The 19,708-nt window shown below is 68.5% G+C and carries 19 protein-coding genes; 11 read left to right on the top strand and 8 right to left on the bottom strand.

The window, feature by feature from the left end; all coding sequences use genetic code 11:
- Positions 1-6 precede the first annotated feature (6 nt).
- Together H8N03_RS01965 and H8N03_RS01960 are read right to left on the bottom strand one after the other, a co-directional pair.
- Positions 7-2,349 carry a DNA translocase FtsK gene (locus H8N03_RS01965; protein ID WP_187074440.1) on the bottom strand — a complete coding sequence of 781 codons (2,343 nt, stop codon included), beginning with the start codon at positions 2,347-2,349 and terminating at the stop codon, positions 7-9.
- An 81-nt stretch (positions 2,350-2,430) separates the two neighbouring features.
- Entirely contained in the window at positions 2,431-3,105 is a 675-nt protein-coding gene (locus tag H8N03_RS01960) for a Crp/Fnr family transcriptional regulator (RefSeq protein ID WP_187074439.1), read from the bottom strand.
- A 156-nt stretch (positions 3,106-3,261) separates the two neighbouring features.
- On the opposite strand from H8N03_RS01960, the gene trxB reads away from it, so the two are divergent.
- The 3 genes from trxB to rpmG all read left to right on the top strand — a co-directional run bounded on the left by trxB (position 3,262) and on the right by rpmG (position 4,866).
- Positions 3,262-4,212, top strand: a complete 951-nt coding sequence (gene trxB, locus H8N03_RS01955) for a thioredoxin-disulfide reductase (RefSeq protein ID WP_187074438.1) — start codon at positions 3,262-3,264, stop codon at positions 4,210-4,212.
- A 231-nt stretch (positions 4,213-4,443) separates the two neighbouring features.
- Positions 4,444-4,677 carry a 50S ribosomal protein L28 gene (gene rpmB / locus H8N03_RS01950; RefSeq protein WP_187074437.1) on the top strand — a complete coding sequence of 78 codons (234 nt, stop codon included), beginning with the start codon at positions 4,444-4,446 and terminating at the stop codon, positions 4,675-4,677.
- An 18-nt stretch (positions 4,678-4,695) separates the two neighbouring features.
- Positions 4,696-4,866, top strand: coding sequence for a 50S ribosomal protein L33 (gene rpmG / locus H8N03_RS01945; RefSeq protein WP_055899695.1), 171 nt, complete (start codon positions 4,696-4,698; stop codon positions 4,864-4,866).
- A gap of 45 nt (positions 4,867-4,911) precedes the next feature.
- On the opposite strand, the gene H8N03_RS01940 is transcribed toward rpmG, so the two are convergent.
- Positions 4,912-5,529 carry a carbonic anhydrase gene (locus H8N03_RS01940; RefSeq protein ID WP_187074436.1) on the bottom strand — a complete coding sequence of 206 codons (618 nt, stop codon included), beginning with the start codon at positions 5,527-5,529 and terminating at the stop codon, positions 4,912-4,914.
- Positions 5,530-5,694: 165 nt separating this feature from the next.
- On the opposite strand from H8N03_RS01940, the gene H8N03_RS01935 reads away from it, so the two are divergent.
- Complete coding sequence (locus H8N03_RS01935) at positions 5,695-6,138, top strand: DUF3597 domain-containing protein (protein ID WP_187074435.1); 444 nt, start codon at positions 5,695-5,697, stop codon at positions 6,136-6,138.
- 3 nt (positions 6,139-6,141) lie between these two features.
- Here H8N03_RS01935 and H8N03_RS01930 read toward each other — a convergent pair whose 3' ends face one another.
- From H8N03_RS01930 to purN, 4 genes are all read right to left on the bottom strand, one after another.
- On the bottom strand, positions 6,142-6,495 hold the full coding sequence (locus H8N03_RS01930) for a hypothetical protein (RefSeq protein ID WP_187074434.1): 354 nt from the start codon (positions 6,493-6,495) through the stop codon (positions 6,142-6,144).
- A 166-nt stretch (positions 6,496-6,661) separates the two neighbouring features.
- A complete protein-coding gene (locus H8N03_RS01925) occupies positions 6,662-7,876 on the bottom strand; it encodes a DesA family fatty acid desaturase (RefSeq protein ID WP_187074433.1) in 1,215 nt (404 codons plus the stop codon).
- A gap of 117 nt (positions 7,877-7,993) precedes the next feature.
- Positions 7,994-9,262: an RsmB/NOP family class I SAM-dependent RNA methyltransferase gene (locus H8N03_RS01920; protein WP_187074432.1), complete on the bottom strand. Its 1,269-nt coding sequence runs from the start codon at positions 9,260-9,262 to the stop codon at positions 7,994-7,996.
- Positions 9,252-9,851: a phosphoribosylglycinamide formyltransferase gene (gene purN / locus H8N03_RS01915; protein ID WP_187074431.1), complete on the bottom strand. Its 600-nt coding sequence runs from the start codon at positions 9,849-9,851 to the stop codon at positions 9,252-9,254. The genes H8N03_RS01920 and purN overlap by 11 nt, the downstream gene beginning before the upstream one ends.
- 30 nt (positions 9,852-9,881) lie before the next feature.
- Between purN and H8N03_RS01910 the strand changes: the two genes are divergently transcribed.
- From H8N03_RS01910 to H8N03_RS01895, 4 genes are all read left to right on the top strand, one after another.
- Positions 9,882-10,562, top strand: a complete 681-nt coding sequence (locus tag H8N03_RS01910; RefSeq protein ID WP_187074430.1) for a YceH family protein — start codon at positions 9,882-9,884, stop codon at positions 10,560-10,562.
- A gap of 26 nt (positions 10,563-10,588) precedes the next feature.
- On the top strand, positions 10,589-11,767 hold the full coding sequence (locus tag H8N03_RS01905; protein WP_187074429.1) for an acyl-CoA dehydrogenase family protein: 1,179 nt from the start codon (positions 10,589-10,591) through the stop codon (positions 11,765-11,767).
- A gap of 95 nt (positions 11,768-11,862) precedes the next feature.
- Entirely contained in the window at positions 11,863-12,978 is a 1,116-nt protein-coding gene (locus H8N03_RS01900) for an acyl-CoA dehydrogenase family protein (protein ID WP_187074428.1), read from the top strand.
- A gap of 62 nt (positions 12,979-13,040) precedes the next feature.
- Positions 13,041-14,411 (top strand): alpha/beta fold hydrolase, encoded by a 1,371-nt coding sequence (locus H8N03_RS01895; RefSeq protein WP_187074427.1) that lies wholly within the window; start codon positions 13,041-13,043, stop codon positions 14,409-14,411.
- A 64-nt stretch (positions 14,412-14,475) separates the two neighbouring features.
- Here the strand turns inward: H8N03_RS01895 and H8N03_RS01890 are convergent, their stop codons facing one another.
- Positions 14,476-15,036 carry an HNH endonuclease gene (locus H8N03_RS01890; RefSeq protein ID WP_187074426.1) on the bottom strand — a complete coding sequence of 187 codons (561 nt, stop codon included), beginning with the start codon at positions 15,034-15,036 and terminating at the stop codon, positions 14,476-14,478.
- Between the two features lie 153 nt (positions 15,037-15,189).
- Here H8N03_RS01890 and H8N03_RS01885 point away from each other — a divergent pair, with 153 nt between their 5' ends.
- From H8N03_RS01885 to lspA, 3 genes are all read left to right on the top strand, one after another.
- Positions 15,190-16,200, top strand: coding sequence for a bifunctional riboflavin kinase/FAD synthetase (locus H8N03_RS01885; RefSeq protein ID WP_187074425.1), 1,011 nt, complete (start codon positions 15,190-15,192; stop codon positions 16,198-16,200).
- 114 nt (positions 16,201-16,314) lie between these two features.
- Positions 16,315-19,155, top strand: a complete 2,841-nt coding sequence (gene ileS / locus H8N03_RS01880) for an isoleucine--tRNA ligase (protein ID WP_187074424.1) — start codon at positions 16,315-16,317, stop codon at positions 19,153-19,155.
- Positions 19,155-19,676 (top strand): signal peptidase II, encoded by a 522-nt coding sequence (lspA, locus tag H8N03_RS01875; RefSeq protein ID WP_187074423.1) that lies wholly within the window; start codon positions 19,155-19,157, stop codon positions 19,674-19,676. Before ileS ends, lspA begins: the two co-directional genes overlap by 1 nt.
- The last annotated feature ends 32 nt before the right edge of the window (positions 19,677-19,708 follow it).

Raw genomic sequence — 19,708 nt, 5'->3', positions numbered from 1 at the left:
AAATGCTCACTCCGCGCGCCCGGGCACCAGGATTTCACGCTGGCCGCGGGCGTTCATCGGGCTCACCAGCCCGGCCTTCTCCATCGCCTCCAGCAGGTTCGCCGCCTTGTTGTAGCCGATGGCCAGGTGCCGCTGCACCAGCGAGATGCTCGCCTTCTGGTTCTTCAGCACCACTTCGACGGCCTTGTCGTACAGCGGATCGGCCTCTCCGCCGGCAGCGCCTTCGCCGCCGAGGAGGTCCCCGCCGCCTTCGCCGTCGACCGTGCCGCCCTCCAGCACGCCCTCGATGTAGTTCGGCTCGCCCTGCTCCTTCAGGTACGCCACCACGCGGTGCACCTCGTCGTCGCTCACGAAGGCGCCGTGCACGCGCACCGGCAGGCCGGTGCCGCTGGCCATGTACAGCTGGTCGCCCATCCCGAGCAGCGCCTCGGCGCCCATCTGGTCGAGGATGGTGCGGCTGTCGATCTTGCTCGAGACCTGGAACGCGATGCGCGTGGGGATGTTGGCCTTGATCAGGCCCGTGATCACGTCGACGCTCGGGCGCTGCGTGGCGAGGATCAGGTGGATGCCCGCGGCGCGCGCCTTCTGCGCGAGCCGCGCGATCAGTTCCTCGATCTTCTTGCCCACCACCATCATCAGGTCGGCGAGTTCGTCGATCACCACCACGATGTACGGCAGGCGCTCCAGCGGCTCGGGGCTGTCCGGCGTGAGGCTGAAGGGGTTGTAGAGGAACTCGCCCTTCGCCTTGGCCTCGTCGATCTTGTTGTTGTAGCCGGCCAGGTTGCGCACGCCCAGCTTCGACATCAGCTTGTAGCGCCGCTCCATCTCGGCGACGCACCAGGTCAGGCCGTTGCCGGCCTGCCGCATGTCCGTCACGACGGGCGCGAGCAGGTGCGGGATGCCTTCGTAGACCGACATCTCCAGCATCTTGGGGTCGATCATCAGCAGGCGCACGTCGCGCGCCTCGGCCTTGTACAGCAGGCTGAGGATCATCGCGTTGATGCCGACCGACTTGCCCGAGCCCGTCGTGCCGGCGACCAGCACGTGCGGCATCTTGGCGAGATCGGCCACGACAGGGTTGCCGACGATGTCCTTGCCCAGGCCCAGCGTGAGCTGCGACTTGGCCTCGTTGTACGCCTGAGAACCGAGGATCTCCGACAGCCGGATCGACTGGCGCTTGGCGTTGGGCAGTTCCAGCGCCATGTAGTTCTTGCCGGGGATCGTCTCGATCACGCGGATGGACACGAGCGACAGCGAGCGCGCGAGGTCCTTCGCGAGGTTGACGATCTGCGAGCCCTTCACGCCCGTGGCCGGTTCGATCTCGTAGCGCGTGATCACCGGGCCCGGCGCGGCGGCCACCACGCGCACCTCGACGCCGAAGTCCTTGAGCTTCTTCTCGATCAGCCGCGAGGTCATCTCCAGCGTCTCGGCCGAGACGGTCTCCTGGCGCGCCGTTGCGCCATCGAGCAGGTCCACCTGCGGCAGCTTGCTGTCCGGCATCTCGGAGAACAGCGGCTTCTGGCGCTCCTTGGCGACGCGCTCGCTCTTGGGCACTTCGACCACCACCGGCTCGATCAGCACCGGCGTGGGATGGTGCTCCTCGATCTCGATGCGTTCCTCCTGCAGCGTCTCCTCGCGCTCCTTCGCGGCGCGCTGGCCGACGGCGAGGTCTTCGGCGATCTCGCGCTTTTCACGGCGCGAGACGATGAAGGCATCGATGGAGGCGCCGATGCGCTCCGCGACGTGGCTCCAGGAGAAGCGGAAGACGATGCCTGCCGCGAGCACCATGAGCGCGACGAACAGCAGCCCGGAGCCCGGGAATCCCAGCCAGCTCATGCCCGCGGGACCGACCAGGTAGCCGAGCGCCCCGCCCGCGTGGTCCGGCAGGCGCGGTTCGAAGCGGTACAGGCGCGACCACTCGAGGCCGGTGCTGGCGGCGAGCAGCACGGCGAGCGCGATCCAGAAGGCGAGCTTGCCGTGCAGCCAGCGGTGCACGGGCGCCGGTTCGGGGGCGGCCTCGCCGCCTCGCATCCAGCGCGCGAGCGACGCCAGCCAGGCCCGCAGGCCGACGGCGAAACACCACCAGGCCGAATAACCGAGGAGGAAGAAGCTGCCGTCCGCGAGCCAGGCACCGACGCGGCCGCCCCAGTTGCGCACCGGGCCGCCGTCGCCGGACGTGGAGAAGGCCGCGTCGGCGGGTGAATGGGACAGCAGCGCGAGGAGCCAGAAGACCAGGGCCGCGGCCCCGAGCACGAGCGCCGTCTCGTGGGCAAAGCGGGCCAGCCCCGCGCGCGGCCCGGACGCCGGCGCGGGCGCGGCGTCCGTCAGGGTGTTCAGGGAGTACGTCATGGCGCAAGCACGAGCTTAGCGCAGTGCGACACCGTCATCCCCGTGGAGACGGGGACCCAGGGCATCCGTGTTGTTTGCGGGTCAACCCAGCGTCGTCAGCCGGTCCTTCACCAGCATCGACCCGTCCTCGCGCGTCTCGATGAAGCCGCGGTCCTCCAGGTCCTTCATCACCCGGCTGACCATCTCGCGCGAGGCGCCGACCATCTTGGCGATGTCCTGGCGGGAGATGCGCTCGCGGATGGTCATGAGGCCTTCGCGATCCGGCTGCGCGAACTCGAGCAGCGCGCGCGCCACGCGCCCGTACACGTCCATCAGCGCCAGCGACTCGATCTTGCGGTCGGCCTGGCGCAGGCGCTGCACCAGTCCCTTCATGATCGCGTACGACATGGAGCTGTTTTCCGGCAGGCAGCGCGCGAACTCGGCGCGGCCGAGCGTCAGCATGTCGGTCTGCACTTCGGCGCGGCAGGTGGCCGAGTGCGGTTCGTTGTCGATCAGGCTCATCTCGCCGATGTAGTCGCCGGGGTTCAGCGTGGCGAGGATCACCTCGCGCCCGCGCTTGTCCGACGTCACGACGCGCACCCGGCCGGTCAGGATGATGAAGAGCGTGTTGGTCTTCTCGCCCTGCTCCACGATCGTCTCGCCGCGCTTGAAGCGCCGCTTGACGACTGCATCGGCCACCGCCTCCGCCTGGTTGGAGGTCAGCAGGGCAAACAAGGGCACCCGGCGGATCAACTCCAGGTTGGACAGCATCGACATGTTTCAAATCCCTCCTGCTTCAGCGGCCGTGATGGGTTCTTACAATCCCCGTGATCAAGAAGCCGCAAGCATCGGCCGTGTCCGCATGCTGGATACTTCTCGAACCGCCCACAAATGTACACCGACCTGTCGTGTTTCCCACACAGGTTTTGACCCATGAACAACAAGCACGCGAAAGTTCTGATCCTCGGTTCCGGCCCTGCCGGCTACACGGCCGCCGTGTATGCCGCGCGGGCGAACCTCAACCCGGTGCTGGTCACCGGCATCGCGCAGGGCGGGCAACTCATGACCACGACCGAAGTGGACAACTGGCCCGCCGACGTGCACGGCGTGCAGGGCCCGGAGCTGATGCAGCGTTTCCTGGAGCACGCCGAACGCTTCAAGACCGAGATCGTTTTCGACCACATCAACAAGGTCGATTTCAGCAAGCGCCCGTTCACGCTCACGGGTGACAGCGGCACCTACACCTGCGACTCGCTGGTCATCGCCACCGGCGCGTCGGCGCAGTACCTCGGCCTGCCGTCCGAGACTGCCTTCATGGGCAAGGGCGTGAGCGCCTGCGCCACGTGCGACGGCTTCTTCTACCGCGACCAGGTCACCTGCGTGATCGGCGGCGGCAACACCGCCGTCGAAGAAGCGCTCTACCTGTCCAACATCGCGAAGAAGGTGTACCTCGTGCACCGCCGCGACAAGTTCCGCGCCGAGCCGATCCTGGTGGACAAGGTGAAGCAGAAGGTCGCCGAAGGCAAGATCGAGCTGAAGCTGTTCAAGGTGCTCGACGAGGTGCTGGGCGACGCGAGCGGCGTCACGGGCGTGCGGCTGAAGGACACCCAGACCGGCGAGACCGAGGAGCTGAAGCTGCAGGGCGCGTTCATCGCCATCGGCCACAAGCCGAACACCGACATCTTCCAGGGCCAGCTGGAGATGAAGGACGGCTACATCATCACCAAGGGCGGCCTCAACGGCTTCGCCACGATGACCAGCGTCCCGGGCGTGTTCGCCGCCGGGGACGTGCAGGACCATGTGTATCGCCAGGCGATCACCAGTGCCGGGACGGGTTGCATGGCGGCCCTGGACGCGCAGCGCTTCCTGGAGCAGGAGGAGTGACGGGTTGCTGGGGTGCGCTTCGTGCAACCCAGCCTACGGACCCTGCGCGCAACCCAGCCTACGAGGCTCGGGGGCGCAACGCGCGGTAGGCTGGGTTGCGCGCAGCGCACCCCAGCAACCCGCGCTATAATCGCGGGCTTCGCCGGATTCACGTCCGGCCGGTTACCGCCCCCGTCAGGGCGAGGTGAGCCCCTCACGGGAGTGACGGGCGGTTCAAGGAAAGAATTCCAGATGTCCAAAGTCTGCGAAGTGACGGGCAAGGGCCCGATGGTGGGGAACAACGTCTCCCACGCCAACAACAAGACCAAGCGCCGGTTCCTGCCGAACCTGCAATACCGCCGTTTCTGGGTCGAGAGCGAGAACCGCTTCGTGCGCCTGCGCGTTTCCAACGCCGCCGTGCGCCTGATCGACAAGAACGGTATCGATGCTGTGCTGGCGGACATGCGTGCCCGCGGCCAGGCTTAATTCGCAGGAGAAAGCACCATGGCTAGCAAAGGCGGTCGCGAGAAGATCAAGCTGGAGTCCACCGCGGGCACCGGCCATTTCTACACCACGAGCAAGAACAAGAAGACGATGCCCGAGAAGATGTCGATCATGAAGTTCGACCCGAAGGCTCGCAAGCACGTCGAGTACAAGGAAACGAAGCTGAAGTAATTCGGCCCCGCTTCCGGCAAGAAAGCCCCGCCCCGCGGGGCTTTTTCATTCCGCGTCCAGGAAGCGCACCGTGCCCGAGGCCAGCTCGTAGATCGCGCCCACCAGCTTCATCCCGCCCACGGCCGCGCGTGCGCGGGCTTCGGGCGTGCGGCGAAGTTCGGCGATCGTGTGGCGGACGTTCGCCTCGACGGCGGCGTGCAGCAGCGCGTCGTGCTCCTGCCGCGGGTCCAGGCCCTCGAGCGCCGGGACGATCTCCTCGAGCAGCACCTCGATGCGGCTGCCGTGGGTGGCGCCGTGAAAGCGCGACTCCACCGCCGCCTCCACCGCGCCGCAGCCCTCGTGCCCCAGCACGACGAAGAGCGGCGTGTGCAGGTGGGAGCCCGCGTACTGCAGGGTGCCCAGGATGGACGCGCCGAGCACGTTGCCCGCGACCCGCACCACGAACAGCTCGCCGAAGGAAGCATCGAACACGAGTTCCGGCGGCACCCGGCTGTCGCTGCACCCGAGGATGGTCGCGAACGGGTGCTGCCCCTTCGCCAGGTCGGCCAGGACGTCCTTCTGCACGGTGGGGAAGCGGGCTTCGCCGCGCACGAAACGCGCGTTGCCCTCCTGGAGACGGACGAGCGCCTCGTCGGCGGAGAGCATGGGCGGCGGGGCGGGCATGGTACGGCATCGTAGGAGGCACGCGTCGCGGCGGTCCATGGGCCCTAGGTCCATGTCCGCGCACCACCTTGCAGGAGAAACACCCGGGCTGCGTGCGCGGCATTCCCACTGCCCCGCCGGCCGCGGATGCCGAAGATGGGCGCCCAACCTCATGGAGACCGCACGATGAGCATCCTCGGCAAGATCTTCGGCCGCATCTTCCCGCACGCGAACGCCGGCCAGGCGACCGTCGCCACGCCCTCGGCGCCGCAGCCCACGAACGTCCAGGCGGCGCCCGCACGCCCCGCCGCACAGCCCCAGGCACCGCAAGCCGCGCCCCAGCAGGGCGCCGCCGCGGCCGCCACCCTGGAACGCGTCGACATCGAGAAGGTGCTGGACGGGCTCGCCGCCAACCATCCGCAGAAGCTGAACTGGCGCACGTCCATCGTCGACCTCATGAAGCTGGTCGGGATGGACAGCACGCTGCAGGAGCGGCGCGAACTCGCCGAGGAACTGGGCTACTCCGGCGACAAGGGCGACACCGCGAAGATGAACATGTGGCTGCACAAGGAAGTGCTGCGCCGCATGGAGCAGAACGGCGGGAAGGTTCCCGCCAACCTGCTGGACTGAGCCTTACCAGCGCCGCGGATTGTTGGGGCGGCGGTCGCGCGCGTCCACGACGCCGTCACCGTCGCTGTCGCGGTAGTAGCCGCCATTGGCCTGCACCCCATACGTGCCCTGACCCCAGGACCCCACGCCGGCGCTGCCCGCGCCCGGGGTGACCATGGTGTGCTTCCCGCCGCCGTCCACGACCCAGAGGCGGCCGTATTCGTCGCGATACGAGCCCTGGATCGTGTCCTGCGAGGTGCGATCGCCGTAACCGTAGCCGAGGATGTTGTTCAGGACGGCCCCCAGGTCCTGCGCCGAGGCCGCGCCGCCCACGGCCAGCGCACCGGCCGCGACCGCGCCAAGGATGAACTTCTTCATGCTGCAATCTCCTTTACTGGCCATTGCACCGCGACGAGCGCGGCAGGAGTAGCAGTTGCGGCCTCGTCGTCCGTGCGGCAAGGGCGCGTGGCCCCGTAGGCCCGTCCTGCTCAGCGGAACATGAAAAAAGCCCCGCATGGCGGGGCTTTCGTGGCGCGGGCCTGACTCAGGCGTGGGCGGCGCGCAGCTTCATGGAGAACTGACGCAGCGCCTCGATCCCGCTTTCCTCGGCCCGGCGGCACCAGGCCTGCAGGTCGGCGGCGAGCTGCTCGCGCGACTGGTTCGTGTTGAGCCACATCTGGCGCAGCTCTTCGCGCATGCTGACCATCTTGTCCAGCACCGGGTGCGCGGCGCGGACCTGCTCGAGCTGCGGGCGCGCGGAAGCCGGCACCTTGTCGGCATCGCGGTGCAGCCAGCGCTTGGCGGCCTGCAGCATGCCGGCCTCGTGGCCCTTGGCCTGCAGCTGGGCGATCTCGGCCTTGCACACGCGGCGCATTTCGCGGGCGTAACCGGCCATCACCTCGTAGCGGTTGGCAATCAGCGCCTCCAGCGTCTTCTCGTCCGCGACCGGCTTGATCGTGCCCAGGCGCAGCTTCGGCGGCACCTTCTTCACGGTGGCCCAGCCGATCTTCGACATCACGCTGATGTAGAACCAGCCCAGGTCGAATTCGTACGGCTTGACCGAGAACTTGGCCGAGGTCGGGTACGTGTGGTGGTTGTTGTGCAGCTCCTCGCCGCCGATGATCAGGCCCCAGGGCGAGATGTTCGTGCTGGAGTCCGGCGCCTCGAAGTTGCGGTAGCCCCAGTAGTGGCCGATGCCGTTGATGATGCCGGCGGCGGTGATCGGGATCCACAGCATCTGGACGGCCCAGACGGCCGCGCCGACCGCGCCGAACAGCGCCAGGTTCAGGATCAGCATCAGGCCCACGCCCTGCCAGCTGTAGCGGGTGTACAGGTTGCGCTCGATCCAGTCGTTGGGCGTGCCGTGGCCGAACTTGGCGATCGTTTCCTTGTTCTTCGCTTCCGCGCGGTACAGCTCGGCGCCGCGCCACAGCACGGTGTCGATGCCGCGGGTCTGCGGGCTGTGCGGGTCGTCCTCGGTCTCGCACTTCGCGTGGTGCTTGCGGTGGATGGCCACCCACTCCTTGGTCACCATGCCCGTGCCCAGCCACAGCCAGAAGCGGAAGAAGTGCGACGGGATGGCGTGCAGGTCCATGGCCCGGTGCGCCTGGCTCCGGTGCAGGAAGATCGTGACGCTGGCGATCGTGAAGTGCGTGGTGACCAGCGTGTACAGCACGATCTGCCACCAGGACAGGTCCCAGAGGCCGTGGCCGAGCCAGTCGATGGCCGCGTTCAGCACGGCCCAGTCGGGAAGCAACATGGAGGGAGAGTCTCTTTCTCTTGTAAGACAAAAGCCCGCAGAAATGCACTGCGAAGACGTTGGAGGGATTTTAGGGCCGGGGGTTCAATCCGGCCCCGTTTATTTGCCAGGGTGTTGTCAGGGCTGGACTTTTTCCCAGGCAGCGGCATAGAAACCGTCCGTCGCATGGCGGTGCGGCCAGAGCCGCAGGTCGGCTCCCTCCGCATTGCAGAGGCTCGCCGCGCCGGGCACCTTGGCCTGTTCCAGCAGTTCCTCCACGCGCAGCCGCCGAAACCCCGGGTGGGAGGCCGTGAAAGCCGCCGCGATGTCCTCGTTTTCCGCCCGCAGCACGCTGCACGTGGCGTAGACGATGCGCCCGCCGGCTTTCAGCAGCCTTGCAGCGCTTTCGAGGATGGCCGCCTGCTTGGCCGTCAGCTCCGCCAAAGCCTGGGGCGACTGGCGCCACTTGAGGTCCGGGTTGCGCCGCAAGGTGCCCAGGCCGGAACACGGCGCGTCCACGATCACGCGGTCGATCTTGCCCGCGAGGCGCTTGATCCGGTCGTCCCGTTCATGGGCGATCGCCGCCGGATGCACGTTGGACAGCTTGCTGCGGGCCAGCCGGGGCTTGAGGTTGTCCAGGCGGTGCGCCGACACGTCGAAGGCGTAGAGCCGGCCGGTGTTGCGCATCGCCGCGCCCAGCGCCAGCGTCTTGCCGCCCGCGCCGGCACAGAAGTCGACGACCATCTGGCCGCGCCGCGCGTCGGTGAGCAGGGCCAGCAGCTGGGAACCCTCGTCCTGCACTTCCACGGCACCGCGGGCGAAGGCATCCAGCTTCGTGAGCGCGGGCTTGCCGTCGATCCGCAGTCCCCACGGCGAATAGGGCGTGGGCTTCGCGTGGATGCCGGCGAGCTCCAGCTCCTTGCGGACGTCCTCGCGCTTGTCGGTGAACGCATTCACGCGCAGGTCCAGCGGCGCGGGCTGCTCCAGGGCCGCGACGAGCGGACAGAAGTCGTCGCCGACCTGCGCCTTCAACGGTTCCGCGAGCCACTCCGGCAGGTTGTGGCGGAAGCGTTCGGGCAGCGAGGCGACGTCGATGGCGTCGCAATGGTCCAGCCAGGCTTTCTCCTGTTCCGACAGCGCGCTCTTGAGGAAATCGCGCGGGCCGGCGAAGCCCAGGATGGCCAGCCGGCGCTCGCGCGGGCCGCTGCCCGATTGCGCCAGGTTCTCGTACAGGAGCTTGCGCCGCAGCACCGCGTAGGCGGTCTCGGCGAGCGTGGCGCGTTCGCGCGGGCCCAGGGAACGGTTCTCGCGGAAGTGGCGAGACACGATCGCGTCGGCGGGGTGGTCGAGGCGGAGCACCTGCGCGACGAGCGCGGCGCAGGCTTCGAGCAGCGCTTTAGGATGCATGGACTTCCTGCAGGCGGGGGAGCAGTTGCGCGATCGCGCGGGGATAGACGATGTGCTCCTGCGTGAGCACGCGGGCCGCGATCGCCTCCGGCGTGTCGCCGGCGAGGATGGGCACCACCGCCTGGTCCAGGATGGGGCCGTGGTCCAGTTCGGCCGTCACCTGGTGCACCGTGGCACCGGTGAAGCGGCAGCCCGCCTCCAGCGCACGCTGGTGCGTGTGCAGGCCCGGGAACGCGGGCAGCAGCGAGGGGTGGATGTTGACCAGGCGCCCCGCATACCGTGCGACGAAGCCCGGCGTGAGGATGCGCATGAAGCCCGCGAGCACGACGAGCGCCGGGGCATGGCGGTCGATCGTGGCCGCGAGCGCGTCGTCGAAGGCTTCGCGCGTGGCGAACGGCTTGTGGTCGACCACTTCGGCGGCGATGCCCTGCTCCCGCGCGAAGGCCAGGCCTCGCGCATCCGCGCGATTGCTGATGACGGCCCGGACCACGGCGCCGTGCCGCTGGCGCCAATCGTCGCGCTGCGCCGCGCGTACGATGGCGGCCATGTTCGAGCCCCCACCGGAAATCAGGATCACGATGTTCTTCATGTCGAGCGCGATTATCCCGGAGGGCGCGCGATGAGCCCGCTGACGGCCGCCGAGGCCCGCGTGCTGGGCACGCTCATGGAGAAGGCCCGCACGGTGCCGGACAGCTATCCCATGACGCTGAATTCGCTCGTCGCCGGCTGCAACCAGAAAAGCAGCCGCGACCCGATCACCAACCTCGGCGAAGGCGAAGTGCAGGAGGCGCTGGACGGGCTGAAGCGCCGCTCGCTGGCGTTCACCACCCGCGGCAGCCGCACGGACCGCTGGGAGCACAACTTCCAGCGGGCGATGGTGGTGCCGGAGCAATCCGCCGTGCTGCTGGGCCTGCTGATGCTGCGGGGGCCGCAGACGGCCGGCGAACTGCGGATCCATTCGGAGCGCTGGTACCGCTTCGCGGACATCTCCTCCGTGGAAGCCTTCCTGGAAGAGATGCGGGACCGCAGCGAGGAACGCGGGGGTCCCCTGGTCGTGCAATTGCCACGCGCGCCCGGGTCGCGCGAGACTCGCTGGGCGCACCTCCTGTGCGGCCCCGTCGACACCAGCGTCCCCGTGCAGGCGCCACCCGCCGCCCCCGCGGAGGAGGCCGGCGCGCTCGAGGCGCGCGTGGCAGCGCTGGAATCCGAAGTCGCCGAGCTGCGTGCGCAGGTGCAGGACCTGCTCGCGCAACTCGGTTTGTCACGGCCCGGACAGACGGAAACGAACGACCGTGCTTAAATGCGCGATCCCCCGGAGACACCCCCATGGACCTAGCTTTCACCCCTGAAGAACAGAAGTTCCGCGAGGACATCCGCGCCTGGGTGCGCGAGAACCTGCCGCAGGACATCGCCCACAAGGTGCACAACGCCCTGCACCTCACGCGCGAGGACATGCAGCGCTGGGCCAGGATCCTCGGCAAGAAGGGCTGGCTGGGCTACGGCTGGCCCAAGCAGTTCGGCGGCCCGGGCTGGACCGCCGTGCAGAAGCACCTGTTCGAGGAAGAGTGCGCCCTCGCCGGCGCGCCGCGCATCGTGCCCTTCGGGCCGGTGATGGTCGCCCCCGTGATCATGGCGTTCGGCTCGCCCGAGCAGCAGAAGCGCTTCCTCCCCGGCATCGCGAGCGGCGAGGTCTGGTGGAGCCAGGGCTACAGCGAGCCGGGCTCCGGCTCGGACCTCGCGTCGCTGAAGACCCGCGCCGAGCGCCGCGGCGACAAGTACATCGTCAACGGCCAGAAGACGTGGACCACGCTCGCCCAGTACGGCGAGTGGATCTTCTGCCTGGTGCGCACCTCCACCGAAGGCAAGCCGCAGACCGGCATCTCCTTCCTGCTGATCGACATGAAGTCGCCGGGCGTCACGGTGCGCCCGATCATCATGCTCGATGGCGGCCACGAGGTGAACGAGGTGTTCTTCGACAACGTCGAAGTGCCCGCGGAGAACCTGATCGGCGAGGAGAACAAGGGCTGGACCTACGCCAAGCACCTGCTGTCGCACGAGCGGACCAACATCGCGGACGTCAACCGCGCCAAGCGCGAGCTGGAGCGCCTCAAGCGCATCGCCAAGAGCGAAGGCGTCTACAGCGACCAGCGCTTCCGCGACGAGATCGCGAAGCTGGAAGTGGACATCGTGGCGCTGGAGATGCTGGTGCTGCGCGTTCTGTCGGCCGAGAAGTCGGGCAAGAACCCGCTGGACATCGCCGGCCTGCTGAAGATCAAGGGCAGCGAGATCCAGCAGCGCTACACGGAGCTGATGATGCTCGCCGCGGGCCCGTACGCCATCCCCTTCATCCGCGAAGCGATGGAAGCCGGCTACCAGGGCGACTACGTGGGCGCCGCCGCCCTGGCGCCGCTGGCCGCCACCTACTTCAACATGCGCAAGACCACGATCTACGGCGGCTCCAACGAAGTGCAGCGCAACATCGTGGCGCAGGTCGTTCTCGGCTGACGCCTATGAACAACCTGCGCATTGCGCCAATACACCGCTCCCCCGCGCCCCCTCCGCGAGGGGGCTCCAGCTTGTCGCTACGCGAGGAATGAGATATGGATTTTAATTTTTCCGACGACCAGGAACAGCTGCGCGACGCCGTGCGCAAGTGGGTGGACCGCAGCTACACGTTCGAGCGCCGGCAAGGCATCGCCAAGGCGGGCGGCTTCGACCGCGCGGCCTATGGCGAGCTCGCCGAACTGGGCCTCACCGGCCTCTACGTCAGCGAAGACCACGGCGGCATGGCCATGGGCCCGGTCGAGGCGATGGTGGTGATGGAGGAGCTCGGGCGCGGCATCGTGCTGGAGCCGCTGGCGCAGACGCTCGTCGCGAGCGGCGTCCTCGGCGCGTACGCCGGTGAGGACGTCAAATCGGCCTGGCTGGGCAAGATCGCCTCCGGCGAAGCGCTCGTCGTGCTCGCGCAGCAGGAACGCAAGGCGCGCTACCGCCTCGACCAGGTCGAGGCCACCGCGACGCAGGCGGGCGGCGGCTGGAAGGTCTCGGGCGACAAGAGCGTCGTGCCCGCGGGCGACCAGGCCGACGCCTTCATCGTCCCCGCCAAGGCGAACGGCAGGATCGGCCTCTTCCTCGTGCAGCGCTCGGCGCAAGGCGTCGCGACCCGCGGCTATCCCACCGTGGACGAAGGCCGCGCCGCCGAAGTGAGCCTGCGCGACGCGCCCGCCACGCTGGTCACCGCCGACGGCCTGCCCGCGCTGGAACATGCGGTGGACATCGCCATCGCCTGCACCTGCGCCGAAGGCGTGGGCGCGATCGACCGCACGATGGAGCTCACGGCCGAATACCTGAACACGCGCAAGCAGTTCGGCGTGACGCTCGCCACCTTCCAGGCGCTGCGCCACCGCATGGCGGACATGAAGATGCAGCAGGAGCTCGCGCGGTCCATGAGCTACTACGCCTCGCTGAAGCTCAATGCGCCGGCCGAGGAACGCCGCCGGGCGATGGCGCGCGCGAAGTACCAGCTGGGCGTGAGCCTGCGCTTCGTGGGACAGAACTCGGTGCAGCTGCACGGCGGCATCGGCGTCACCGACGAATACGTGGGCAGCCACTACTTCAAGAAGCTCACGCAGCTCGAACTGCAGTACGGGGATACCCTGCACCACCTCGGCGAGGTGTCGGAAAGAATGCAGGACACGGCGGGCGTGTTCGCCTGACCCGCGCGCCACGCCGTCAACGCCCGCCGCGCGCGGGCGTTTCCTTTGGGAGAACCACAACGATGACCAGCCGCCGCCAGTTCCTTGGCGCAGCCTTGACGCTGACCGCCACTGCCTGCACGACCGGCCCCTTCATGTCCGAGCACCCGCCCATCGTCTTCGTCCACGGCAACGGCGACAGCGCCGCGCTCTGGCAGACGACGATCTGGCGCTTCGAATCCAACGGCTGGCCGCGCGACCGGCTGGTCGCGATCGATCTGCCTTATCCGCTCGCGCGGGCCGAGAACAGCAAGCCGGAGCCCGGGCGCACGTCGGCCGCGGAATCCATGGCCTTCCTGCGCTCGGAAGTCGACAAGGTCCTCGCGGCCACGGGCGCGCGCCAGGTGGTGCTCGTGGCCAATTCGCGCGGCGGCTACGCGGTGCGCAACTACATCCAGAACGGCGGCGGCGCTGCCAAGGTGAGCCACGCGATCCTGGGCGGCGTGCCGAACCACGGCGTGTGGAACGTGCCGGGCCGCGCGCCGGACAACGAATTCGCCGGCAACGGCCCTTTCCTGCAAGCCCTCAACGCGCCCAAGAACGCCGCCGGCGACGAGGTGACGGGCCCCGTGAAGTGGCTGACGCTGCGCTCGGACAACAACGACAAGTACGCGCAGCCCCTGGGCACCTGGATCGGCGACCCCAAGTTGAACACCGGCGTGACGTACGCGGGCCCGGAACTGAAGGGCGCGACGAACGTCGTGCTGCCGCGGGCGGACCACCGCGAGGTCTCGTTCTCGCCCGAGGCGTTCGCGGCGACCTACCGCTTCATCACGGGCAGGGAGCCGCGCACGGTGGAGATCGTGCCGGAAGACCGCGTCCTGCTGCGCGGCAAGGTGACGGGGATGGGCGTCTCGTCCACCGATCCCGCCAGCGGCAACGTGAGCAACAACCTGCCGCTGCCGGGCGCGCGGCTGGAGGTCTACGCCGTCGATGCGGCCACCGGCCAGCGCCAGGGCGCCGCGGTGCACACGCAGGTGATCGGGGCCGACGGAAGCTGGGGCCCCCTGCAGGCGCAGCGCGGCACGCCGTACGAGTTCGTCGTGGGCGCGCCCGGCTACGCCACCACGCACATCTACCGCAGCCCCTTCGCGCGTTCGAGCCACTACGTGCACCTGCGTCCGGAACGCATCCCGGAGACGGACCGCTCCGGCCCCTCGCTGGTCATCATGACGCGGCCGCGCGGCTACTTCGATCCTGCGCGCGACCGGATGGCCTTCGACGGCCAGACGCCGCCGCCGGGGGCGCTGCCGGGTGCCGGCGTCTCCAGTTCACGGCTCAAGCCGAACGGGCCGCAGCGCGCGGTGGTGGCGGAGTTCAACGGGGAGAAAGTCGTCGGGCGCACGTGGCCGACGGCGAACAACGAGGTGACGGTGCTGGAGTTGACGTATTAACGGATGCCGGCGGGGCGGCGTAGACTGGGTTGCGCGCATGCGCACCCAGCGATGCGCGAGAGCGCTACGCGTCGTGCAGCCGCGAGTTCTTCGGCAAATGCGCCATCAGGAACTCCATCTGGTCCGCCAGGATGCGGCGGTTGCGCAGGATGAAGTCCTCCCAGAGGCTGGGAATGTAAGGCGTGTACAGCAGCGACATCCCCGCCTGCTCCGGCGTGCGGCTGCCCTTGCGGTGGTTGCAGCCCCGGCAGGCGGTCACCACGTTCATCCAGTGGTCCTTGCCGTTCTGCGCGAACGGCACGATGTGCTCGCGGGTGAGTTCGTCCTCGGCGTGCTGCTCGCCGCAATAGGCGCAGATGTTGCGGTCGCGCGCGAACAGCTTGCCGTTGGTGAGGCCCGGCTTCAGCTCGAAGGGGTTGATGTTCGGCACGCCCTTGGTGCCGATGATGCTGTTGACCGTGACCAGCGACTGCCGCCCGGTGCGCGCATTGAGCCCGCCGCGGAAGATGGCCACCTCGGCGCCTGCCTCCCACCGGACCTGGTCGGCGGCATAGTGCAGGACGGCTTGCTCCAGCGAAATCCACGACTGGGGCAGTCCCTGGGCGGACAGCTTCAAGACCTTCAAAACGCGCCTCCATTCAACGACGAACAGACCGACAGCGCCTGGCGGCAGGCTAAGAGACAATATACCGTGTTTTGAGGATGCGCTCGTGGCAGGCCATCGGTGCGTTGGCGCCGTCCAACGTGCACCCGTTGCTACAAAAAAGATACCACCGTCATGCAGATCCTGCGCGGCTTCCACCACCCCCAGATCGCCCGGGCGTGCGCGCTCACCATCGGCAACTTCGATGGCGTGCACCGCGGCCACCAGGCGATGCTGGCGCTGCTGAACAACGAGGCCCGCCACCGCGGCGTGCCCAGCTGCGTGCTCACCTTCGAGCCGCACCCGCGCGACTACTTCGCTGGCTTGCACCGCAAGCCGGAGCTCGCGCCCGCCCGCATCGCCACGCTGCGCGACAAGCTCACGGAGCTGCGCAAGTGCGGCGTCGACCAGTGCGTGATCCTCAAGTTCGACGCGCGCCTGTCCAGCCAGCAGCCCGAAAACTTCATCTCCGACGTGCTGGTGAAGGGCCTGGGCGCGAAGTACGTGCTCGTGGGCGACGACTTCCGATTCGGCGCGAAGCGCGCCGGCGACTACGCGATGCTGGATTCCGCCGGCAGCCGCCTCGGCTTCGACGTGGCGCGCATGAACAGCTACGAGGTGCACGGCCTGCGCGTCTCGAGCTCGGCGGTACGCGAGGCGCTCGCCCGCGGCGACATGGCGGGCACGGCCGCCCTGCTCGGCCGGCCGTACAGCATCAGCGGCCACGTGGTCCATGGCCGAAAGCTGGGCCGCGACCTCGGCTTCAAGACCCTCAACCTGCGCTTCTCCCACTGGAAGCCGGCGGCCAGCGGCATCTTCGCCGTCCAGGTCCACGGCCTGGGCGACCAGCCCCTGGAAGGCGTCGCCAACCTGGGCATCCGCCCTTCGCTGGACCCCCGCGACGTCAATGGCGGGCGCGTCCTGCTGGAGACGCATTGCCTGCAATGGCCCGCCCACCTCGGCCCGGAGGGGGGGTACGGTAAAATCATCCGCGTGGAACTGCTGCACAAACTGCACGACGAGCTGCGCTACGACAGCCTCGGCGCCCTGCAGGCGGGCATCGCGCGCGACTGCGACGCGGCGCGCGCCTTCTTCGCGTCTACGCATGCCGAGACGCGCCGGCAGACCACGCGCGACCGAATTTGAATTTGTCATTGCGGACCGACCCCGGATCGAGTCCGGGGCAAGCCCGCAATCCATGGCATTTCCACCTCCGTATGGATCCCGGCTCGAGGCCGGGATGACAAATCAGGGCTTCCCATGACCGACAAGACCGACTACCGCGCCACCCTGAACCTGCCCGACACGCCCTTCCCGATGCGGGGCGACCTGCCCAAGCGGGAACCCGGCTGGGTGAAGGAGTGGGAGGACCAGGGCCTCTACAAGCGCCTGCGCGAAGCGCGCTGCGGGCGCCAGAAGTTCATCCTGCACGACGGCCCGCCATACGCCAACGGCCAGATCCACATGGGGCACGCGGTCAACAAGATCCTCAAGGACATGATCGTGAAGTCGCGCCAGCTCAAGGGGCTGGACGCCGCCTACATCCCGGGCTGGGACTGCCACGGCCTGCCGATCGAGAACGCGATCGAGAAGAAGTACGGCCGCAACCTGCCGCGCGACGAGATGCAGGCCAAGAGCCGCGCGTTCGCCACCGAGCAGATCGGCATCCAGATGGGCGACTTCAAGCGCCTGGGCGTGCTGGGCGACTGGGACCATCCGTACAAGACCATGGACTTCACCAACGAGTCCCTGGAGATCCGCGCCTTCAAGCGCGTGATGGAGCGCGGCTTCGTGTACCGCGGCCTGAAGCCCGTGTACTGGTGCTTCGACTGCGGCTCCTCGCTCGCGGAGTTCGAGATCGAGTACGCGGACAAGAAGTCGCAGACGCTGGACGTCGGCTTCAAGGCGAACGACCCCGCGAAGGTGGCGGCGGCGTTCGGCGCGCCCGCGGCCGGCAGCGACATCTTCGCGGTGATCTGGACGACCACTGCCTGGACCATCCCCGCCAACCAGGCGCTGAACCTCAACCCCGAGATCGTCTACGCGCTGGTCGACACGCCGCGCGGCCGCCTCATCGTGGCCGAGTCGCTGGTGGAGAAGTGCCTGGCCCGCTACAAGCTGCCCGGCCAGGTGCTGGCCACGACGCCCGGCAAGAACCTGGGCGGCCTGGAGTTCCAGCACCCGCTGTACGACGCGGACGCCGGCTTCCGCCGCCTCTCGCCCGTCTACCTCGCCGACTACGCCACGGCGGAGGACGGCACCGGCATCGTGCACTCCTCGCCCGCGTACGGCCTGGACGACTTCAACAGCTGCGTGGCGCACGGCATGCGCTACGACGACATCCTCAACCCGGTGCAGGGCAACGGCGCCTATGCGCCGGACTTCGCCCTGTTCGGCGGCGAGAACATCTGGAAGGCCGTCCCGCACATCATCGACACGCTGGACAAGGCGGGCCGCCTGTTCGCGACCGAAGCCATCGTCCACAGCTACCCGCACTGCTGGCGCCACAAGACGCCGGTCATCTACCGCGCCGCGGCCCAGTGGTTCATCCGCATGGACGAGGGCGAAGGCGTGTTCACGAAGGACAAGGCCCCCGACACCTTGCGCAACATGGCGCTGAAGGCCATCGAGGACACCAGCTTCTTCCCCGAGAACGGCAAGGCCCGGCTGCGCGACATGATCGCCGGCCGCCCCGACTGGTGCATCTCGCGCCAGCGCAGCTGGGGCGTGCCCCTGCCCCTGTTCCTGCACAAGGACTCGGGCGAGCTGCACCCGAAGACGCCGGAGATCCTCGACGTCGCGGCCGACATCGTGCTGGCCGGCGGCATCGAGGCCTGGAGCAAGGCCTCCACCGAGGAGATCCTCGCCAAGGTGGGCGCCGCGGCGGACGCGCCGAACTACACCAAGAGCCAGGACATCCTGGAAGTGTGGTTCGACTCCGGCACGACGCATACCACGGTGCTCAAGGGCTCGCACAAGGGCGCCGCGCACGAGAACGGTCCCGAGGCCGACCTGTACCTGGAAGGCCACGACCAGCACCGCGGCTGGTTCCACAGCTCGCTGCTGACCGCCTGCGCGATGTACGGCCGCGCCCCCTACCGCGGCCTGCTCACGCACGGCTTCACGGTGGACAGCCAGGGGCGCAAGATGTCCAAGTCGCTGGGCAACGGCGTCGATCCGCAGGAGACCAGCAAGAAGCTGGGCGCGGAAATCATCCGCCTGTGGGTGGCCGCCTCCGACTACTCGGGCGACATCGCCGGCGACGACAAGATCCTCGCCCGCGTCGTGGATGCGTACCGCCGCATCCGCAACACGCTGCGCTTCCTGCTCGCCAACGTGAGCGACTTCGACCCCGCGAAGGACGCCGTGCCGCGCGCCGAGATGCTGGAGATCGACCGGTACGCGCTCGCGCGCGCGGCCGAATTCCAGGCGGAGGTGCTGGCGCACTACGAGGTCTACGAGTTCCACCCGGTGGTCGCGAAACTGCAGGTCTACTGCTCCGAGGACCTGGGCGCCTTCTACCTCGACGTGCTGAAGGACCGCCTGTACACGACGGCGCCCAAGTCGCTCGCCCGCCGCAGCGCGCAGACGGCGCTGTGGAACATCACGCACGCCATGCTGCGCTGGATGGCGCCCTTCCTGTCCTTCACGGCCGAAGAGGCCTGGAAGGTGTTCGGCCACTCGCCGTCCATCTTCCTGGAGGAGTACGCCGAGATCGGCGGCCCGGACGCGGCGCTGCTGGCGAAGTGGAACCGCATCCGCGCCGTCCGCGACCTGGCCAACAAGGAGATCGAGGCGCTGCGCGCGACGGGCCGCGTCGGCTCGTCGCTGCAGGCGAACCTCGTGATCACGGCGCCGCCGGAAGACCATGCGCTGCTGGCCAGCCTGGGCGAGGACCTGAAGTTCATCTTCATCGCCTCCGCCGTGAAGCTGCAGGCGGGCAACGAGCTGGCCGTCGAGGCCCACCCGAGCACGCAGGCCAAGTGCGACCGCTGCTGGCACTGGCGCTCCGACGTGGGCGTCGACCCGGAACACCCGGCCATCTGCGGCCGCTGCGTGAGCAACCTGTTCGGCGCGGGCGAGCCGCGGGAGCACGCCTGATGGCGCGCGGTACCTCCTTCATGCGGCCCGAGGTGAACCGCCACGGCATGCTGCCCTGGCTGGGTCTCGCGCTGATCGTGCTGATCGCCGACCAGCTGACCAAGGTCCTGATCCTCGGCTACTACCAGTACGGCGACTCGACCTACGTGGCGCCCTTCTTCAACATCGTGCGGGCGCACAACACCGGCGCGGCCTTCTCCTTCCTGGCCGCGGCCTCGGGGTGGCAACGCTGGCTGTTCGTCGGCATCGGCGCGGTCGCCACGCTGTTCATCCTGTACCTGCTGCGCACCCACGCGGGGCAGCGGCTGTTCTGCTTCGCGCTCGCCTGCATCCTGGGCGGCGCCGTCGGCAACGTGATCGACCGGCTGCTGCACGGGTACGTGGTGGACTTCCTGCAGTTCCACTGGGAGCAGCGCTGGTACTTCCCGGCCTTCAACGTGGCGGACACGGCGATCACGATCGGGGCGATCGGGCTGATCCTGGACGAGCTCCTGCGGGTGCGCAAGAGCAAGGCCTCCTGACCGTCATCCCCGCGGAGGCGGGGGTGACGAAG

The organism is Ramlibacter cellulosilyticus, from assembly GCF_014297465.1.
GTDB lineage: Bacteria > Pseudomonadota > Gammaproteobacteria > Burkholderiales > Burkholderiaceae_C > Ramlibacter > Ramlibacter cellulosilyticus.
The sequence above is the reverse complement of the archived record's forward strand: the minus strand, read 5'-3'. Positions and strand labels throughout refer to the sequence as shown.

What these genes read in the sequence shown, in the direction of transcription:
- H8N03_RS01965 (WP_187074440.1), bottom strand. Translation starts at nt 2,349, where the DNA reads ATGACGTACTCCCTGAACACCCTGACGGACGCCGCGCCCGCGCCGGCG.
- H8N03_RS01960 (WP_187074439.1), bottom strand. Translation starts at nt 3,105, where the DNA reads ATGTCGATGCTGTCCAACCTGGAGTTGATCCGCCGGGTGCCCTTGTTT.
- trxB (WP_187074438.1), top strand. Translation starts at nt 3,262, where the DNA reads ATGAACAACAAGCACGCGAAAGTTCTGATCCTCGGTTCCGGCCCTGCC.
- rpmB (WP_187074437.1), top strand. Translation starts at nt 4,444, where the DNA reads ATGTCCAAAGTCTGCGAAGTGACGGGCAAGGGCCCGATGGTGGGGAAC.
- rpmG (WP_055899695.1), top strand. Translation starts at nt 4,696, where the DNA reads ATGGCTAGCAAAGGCGGTCGCGAGAAGATCAAGCTGGAGTCCACCGCG.
- H8N03_RS01940 (WP_187074436.1), bottom strand. Translation starts at nt 5,529, where the DNA reads ATGCCCGCCCCGCCGCCCATGCTCTCCGCCGACGAGGCGCTCGTCCGT.
- H8N03_RS01935 (WP_187074435.1), top strand. Translation starts at nt 5,695, where the DNA reads ATGAGCATCCTCGGCAAGATCTTCGGCCGCATCTTCCCGCACGCGAAC.
- H8N03_RS01930 (WP_187074434.1), bottom strand. Translation starts at nt 6,495, where the DNA reads ATGAAGAAGTTCATCCTTGGCGCGGTCGCGGCCGGTGCGCTGGCCGTG.
- H8N03_RS01925 (WP_187074433.1), bottom strand. Translation starts at nt 7,876, where the DNA reads ATGTTGCTTCCCGACTGGGCCGTGCTGAACGCGGCCATCGACTGGCTC.
- H8N03_RS01920 (WP_187074432.1), bottom strand. Translation starts at nt 9,262, where the DNA reads ATGCATCCTAAAGCGCTGCTCGAAGCCTGCGCCGCGCTCGTCGCGCAG.
- purN (WP_187074431.1), bottom strand. Translation starts at nt 9,851, where the DNA reads ATGAAGAACATCGTGATCCTGATTTCCGGTGGGGGCTCGAACATGGCC.
- H8N03_RS01910 (WP_187074430.1), top strand. Translation starts at nt 9,882, where the DNA reads ATGAGCCCGCTGACGGCCGCCGAGGCCCGCGTGCTGGGCACGCTCATG.
- H8N03_RS01905 (WP_187074429.1), top strand. Translation starts at nt 10,589, where the DNA reads ATGGACCTAGCTTTCACCCCTGAAGAACAGAAGTTCCGCGAGGACATC.
- H8N03_RS01900 (WP_187074428.1), top strand. Translation starts at nt 11,863, where the DNA reads ATGGATTTTAATTTTTCCGACGACCAGGAACAGCTGCGCGACGCCGTG.
- H8N03_RS01895 (WP_187074427.1), top strand. Translation starts at nt 13,041, where the DNA reads ATGACCAGCCGCCGCCAGTTCCTTGGCGCAGCCTTGACGCTGACCGCC.
- H8N03_RS01885 (WP_187074425.1), top strand. Translation starts at nt 15,190, where the DNA reads ATGCAGATCCTGCGCGGCTTCCACCACCCCCAGATCGCCCGGGCGTGC.
- ileS (WP_187074424.1), top strand. Translation starts at nt 16,315, where the DNA reads ATGACCGACAAGACCGACTACCGCGCCACCCTGAACCTGCCCGACACG.
- lspA (WP_187074423.1), top strand. Translation starts at nt 19,155, where the DNA reads ATGGCGCGCGGTACCTCCTTCATGCGGCCCGAGGTGAACCGCCACGGC.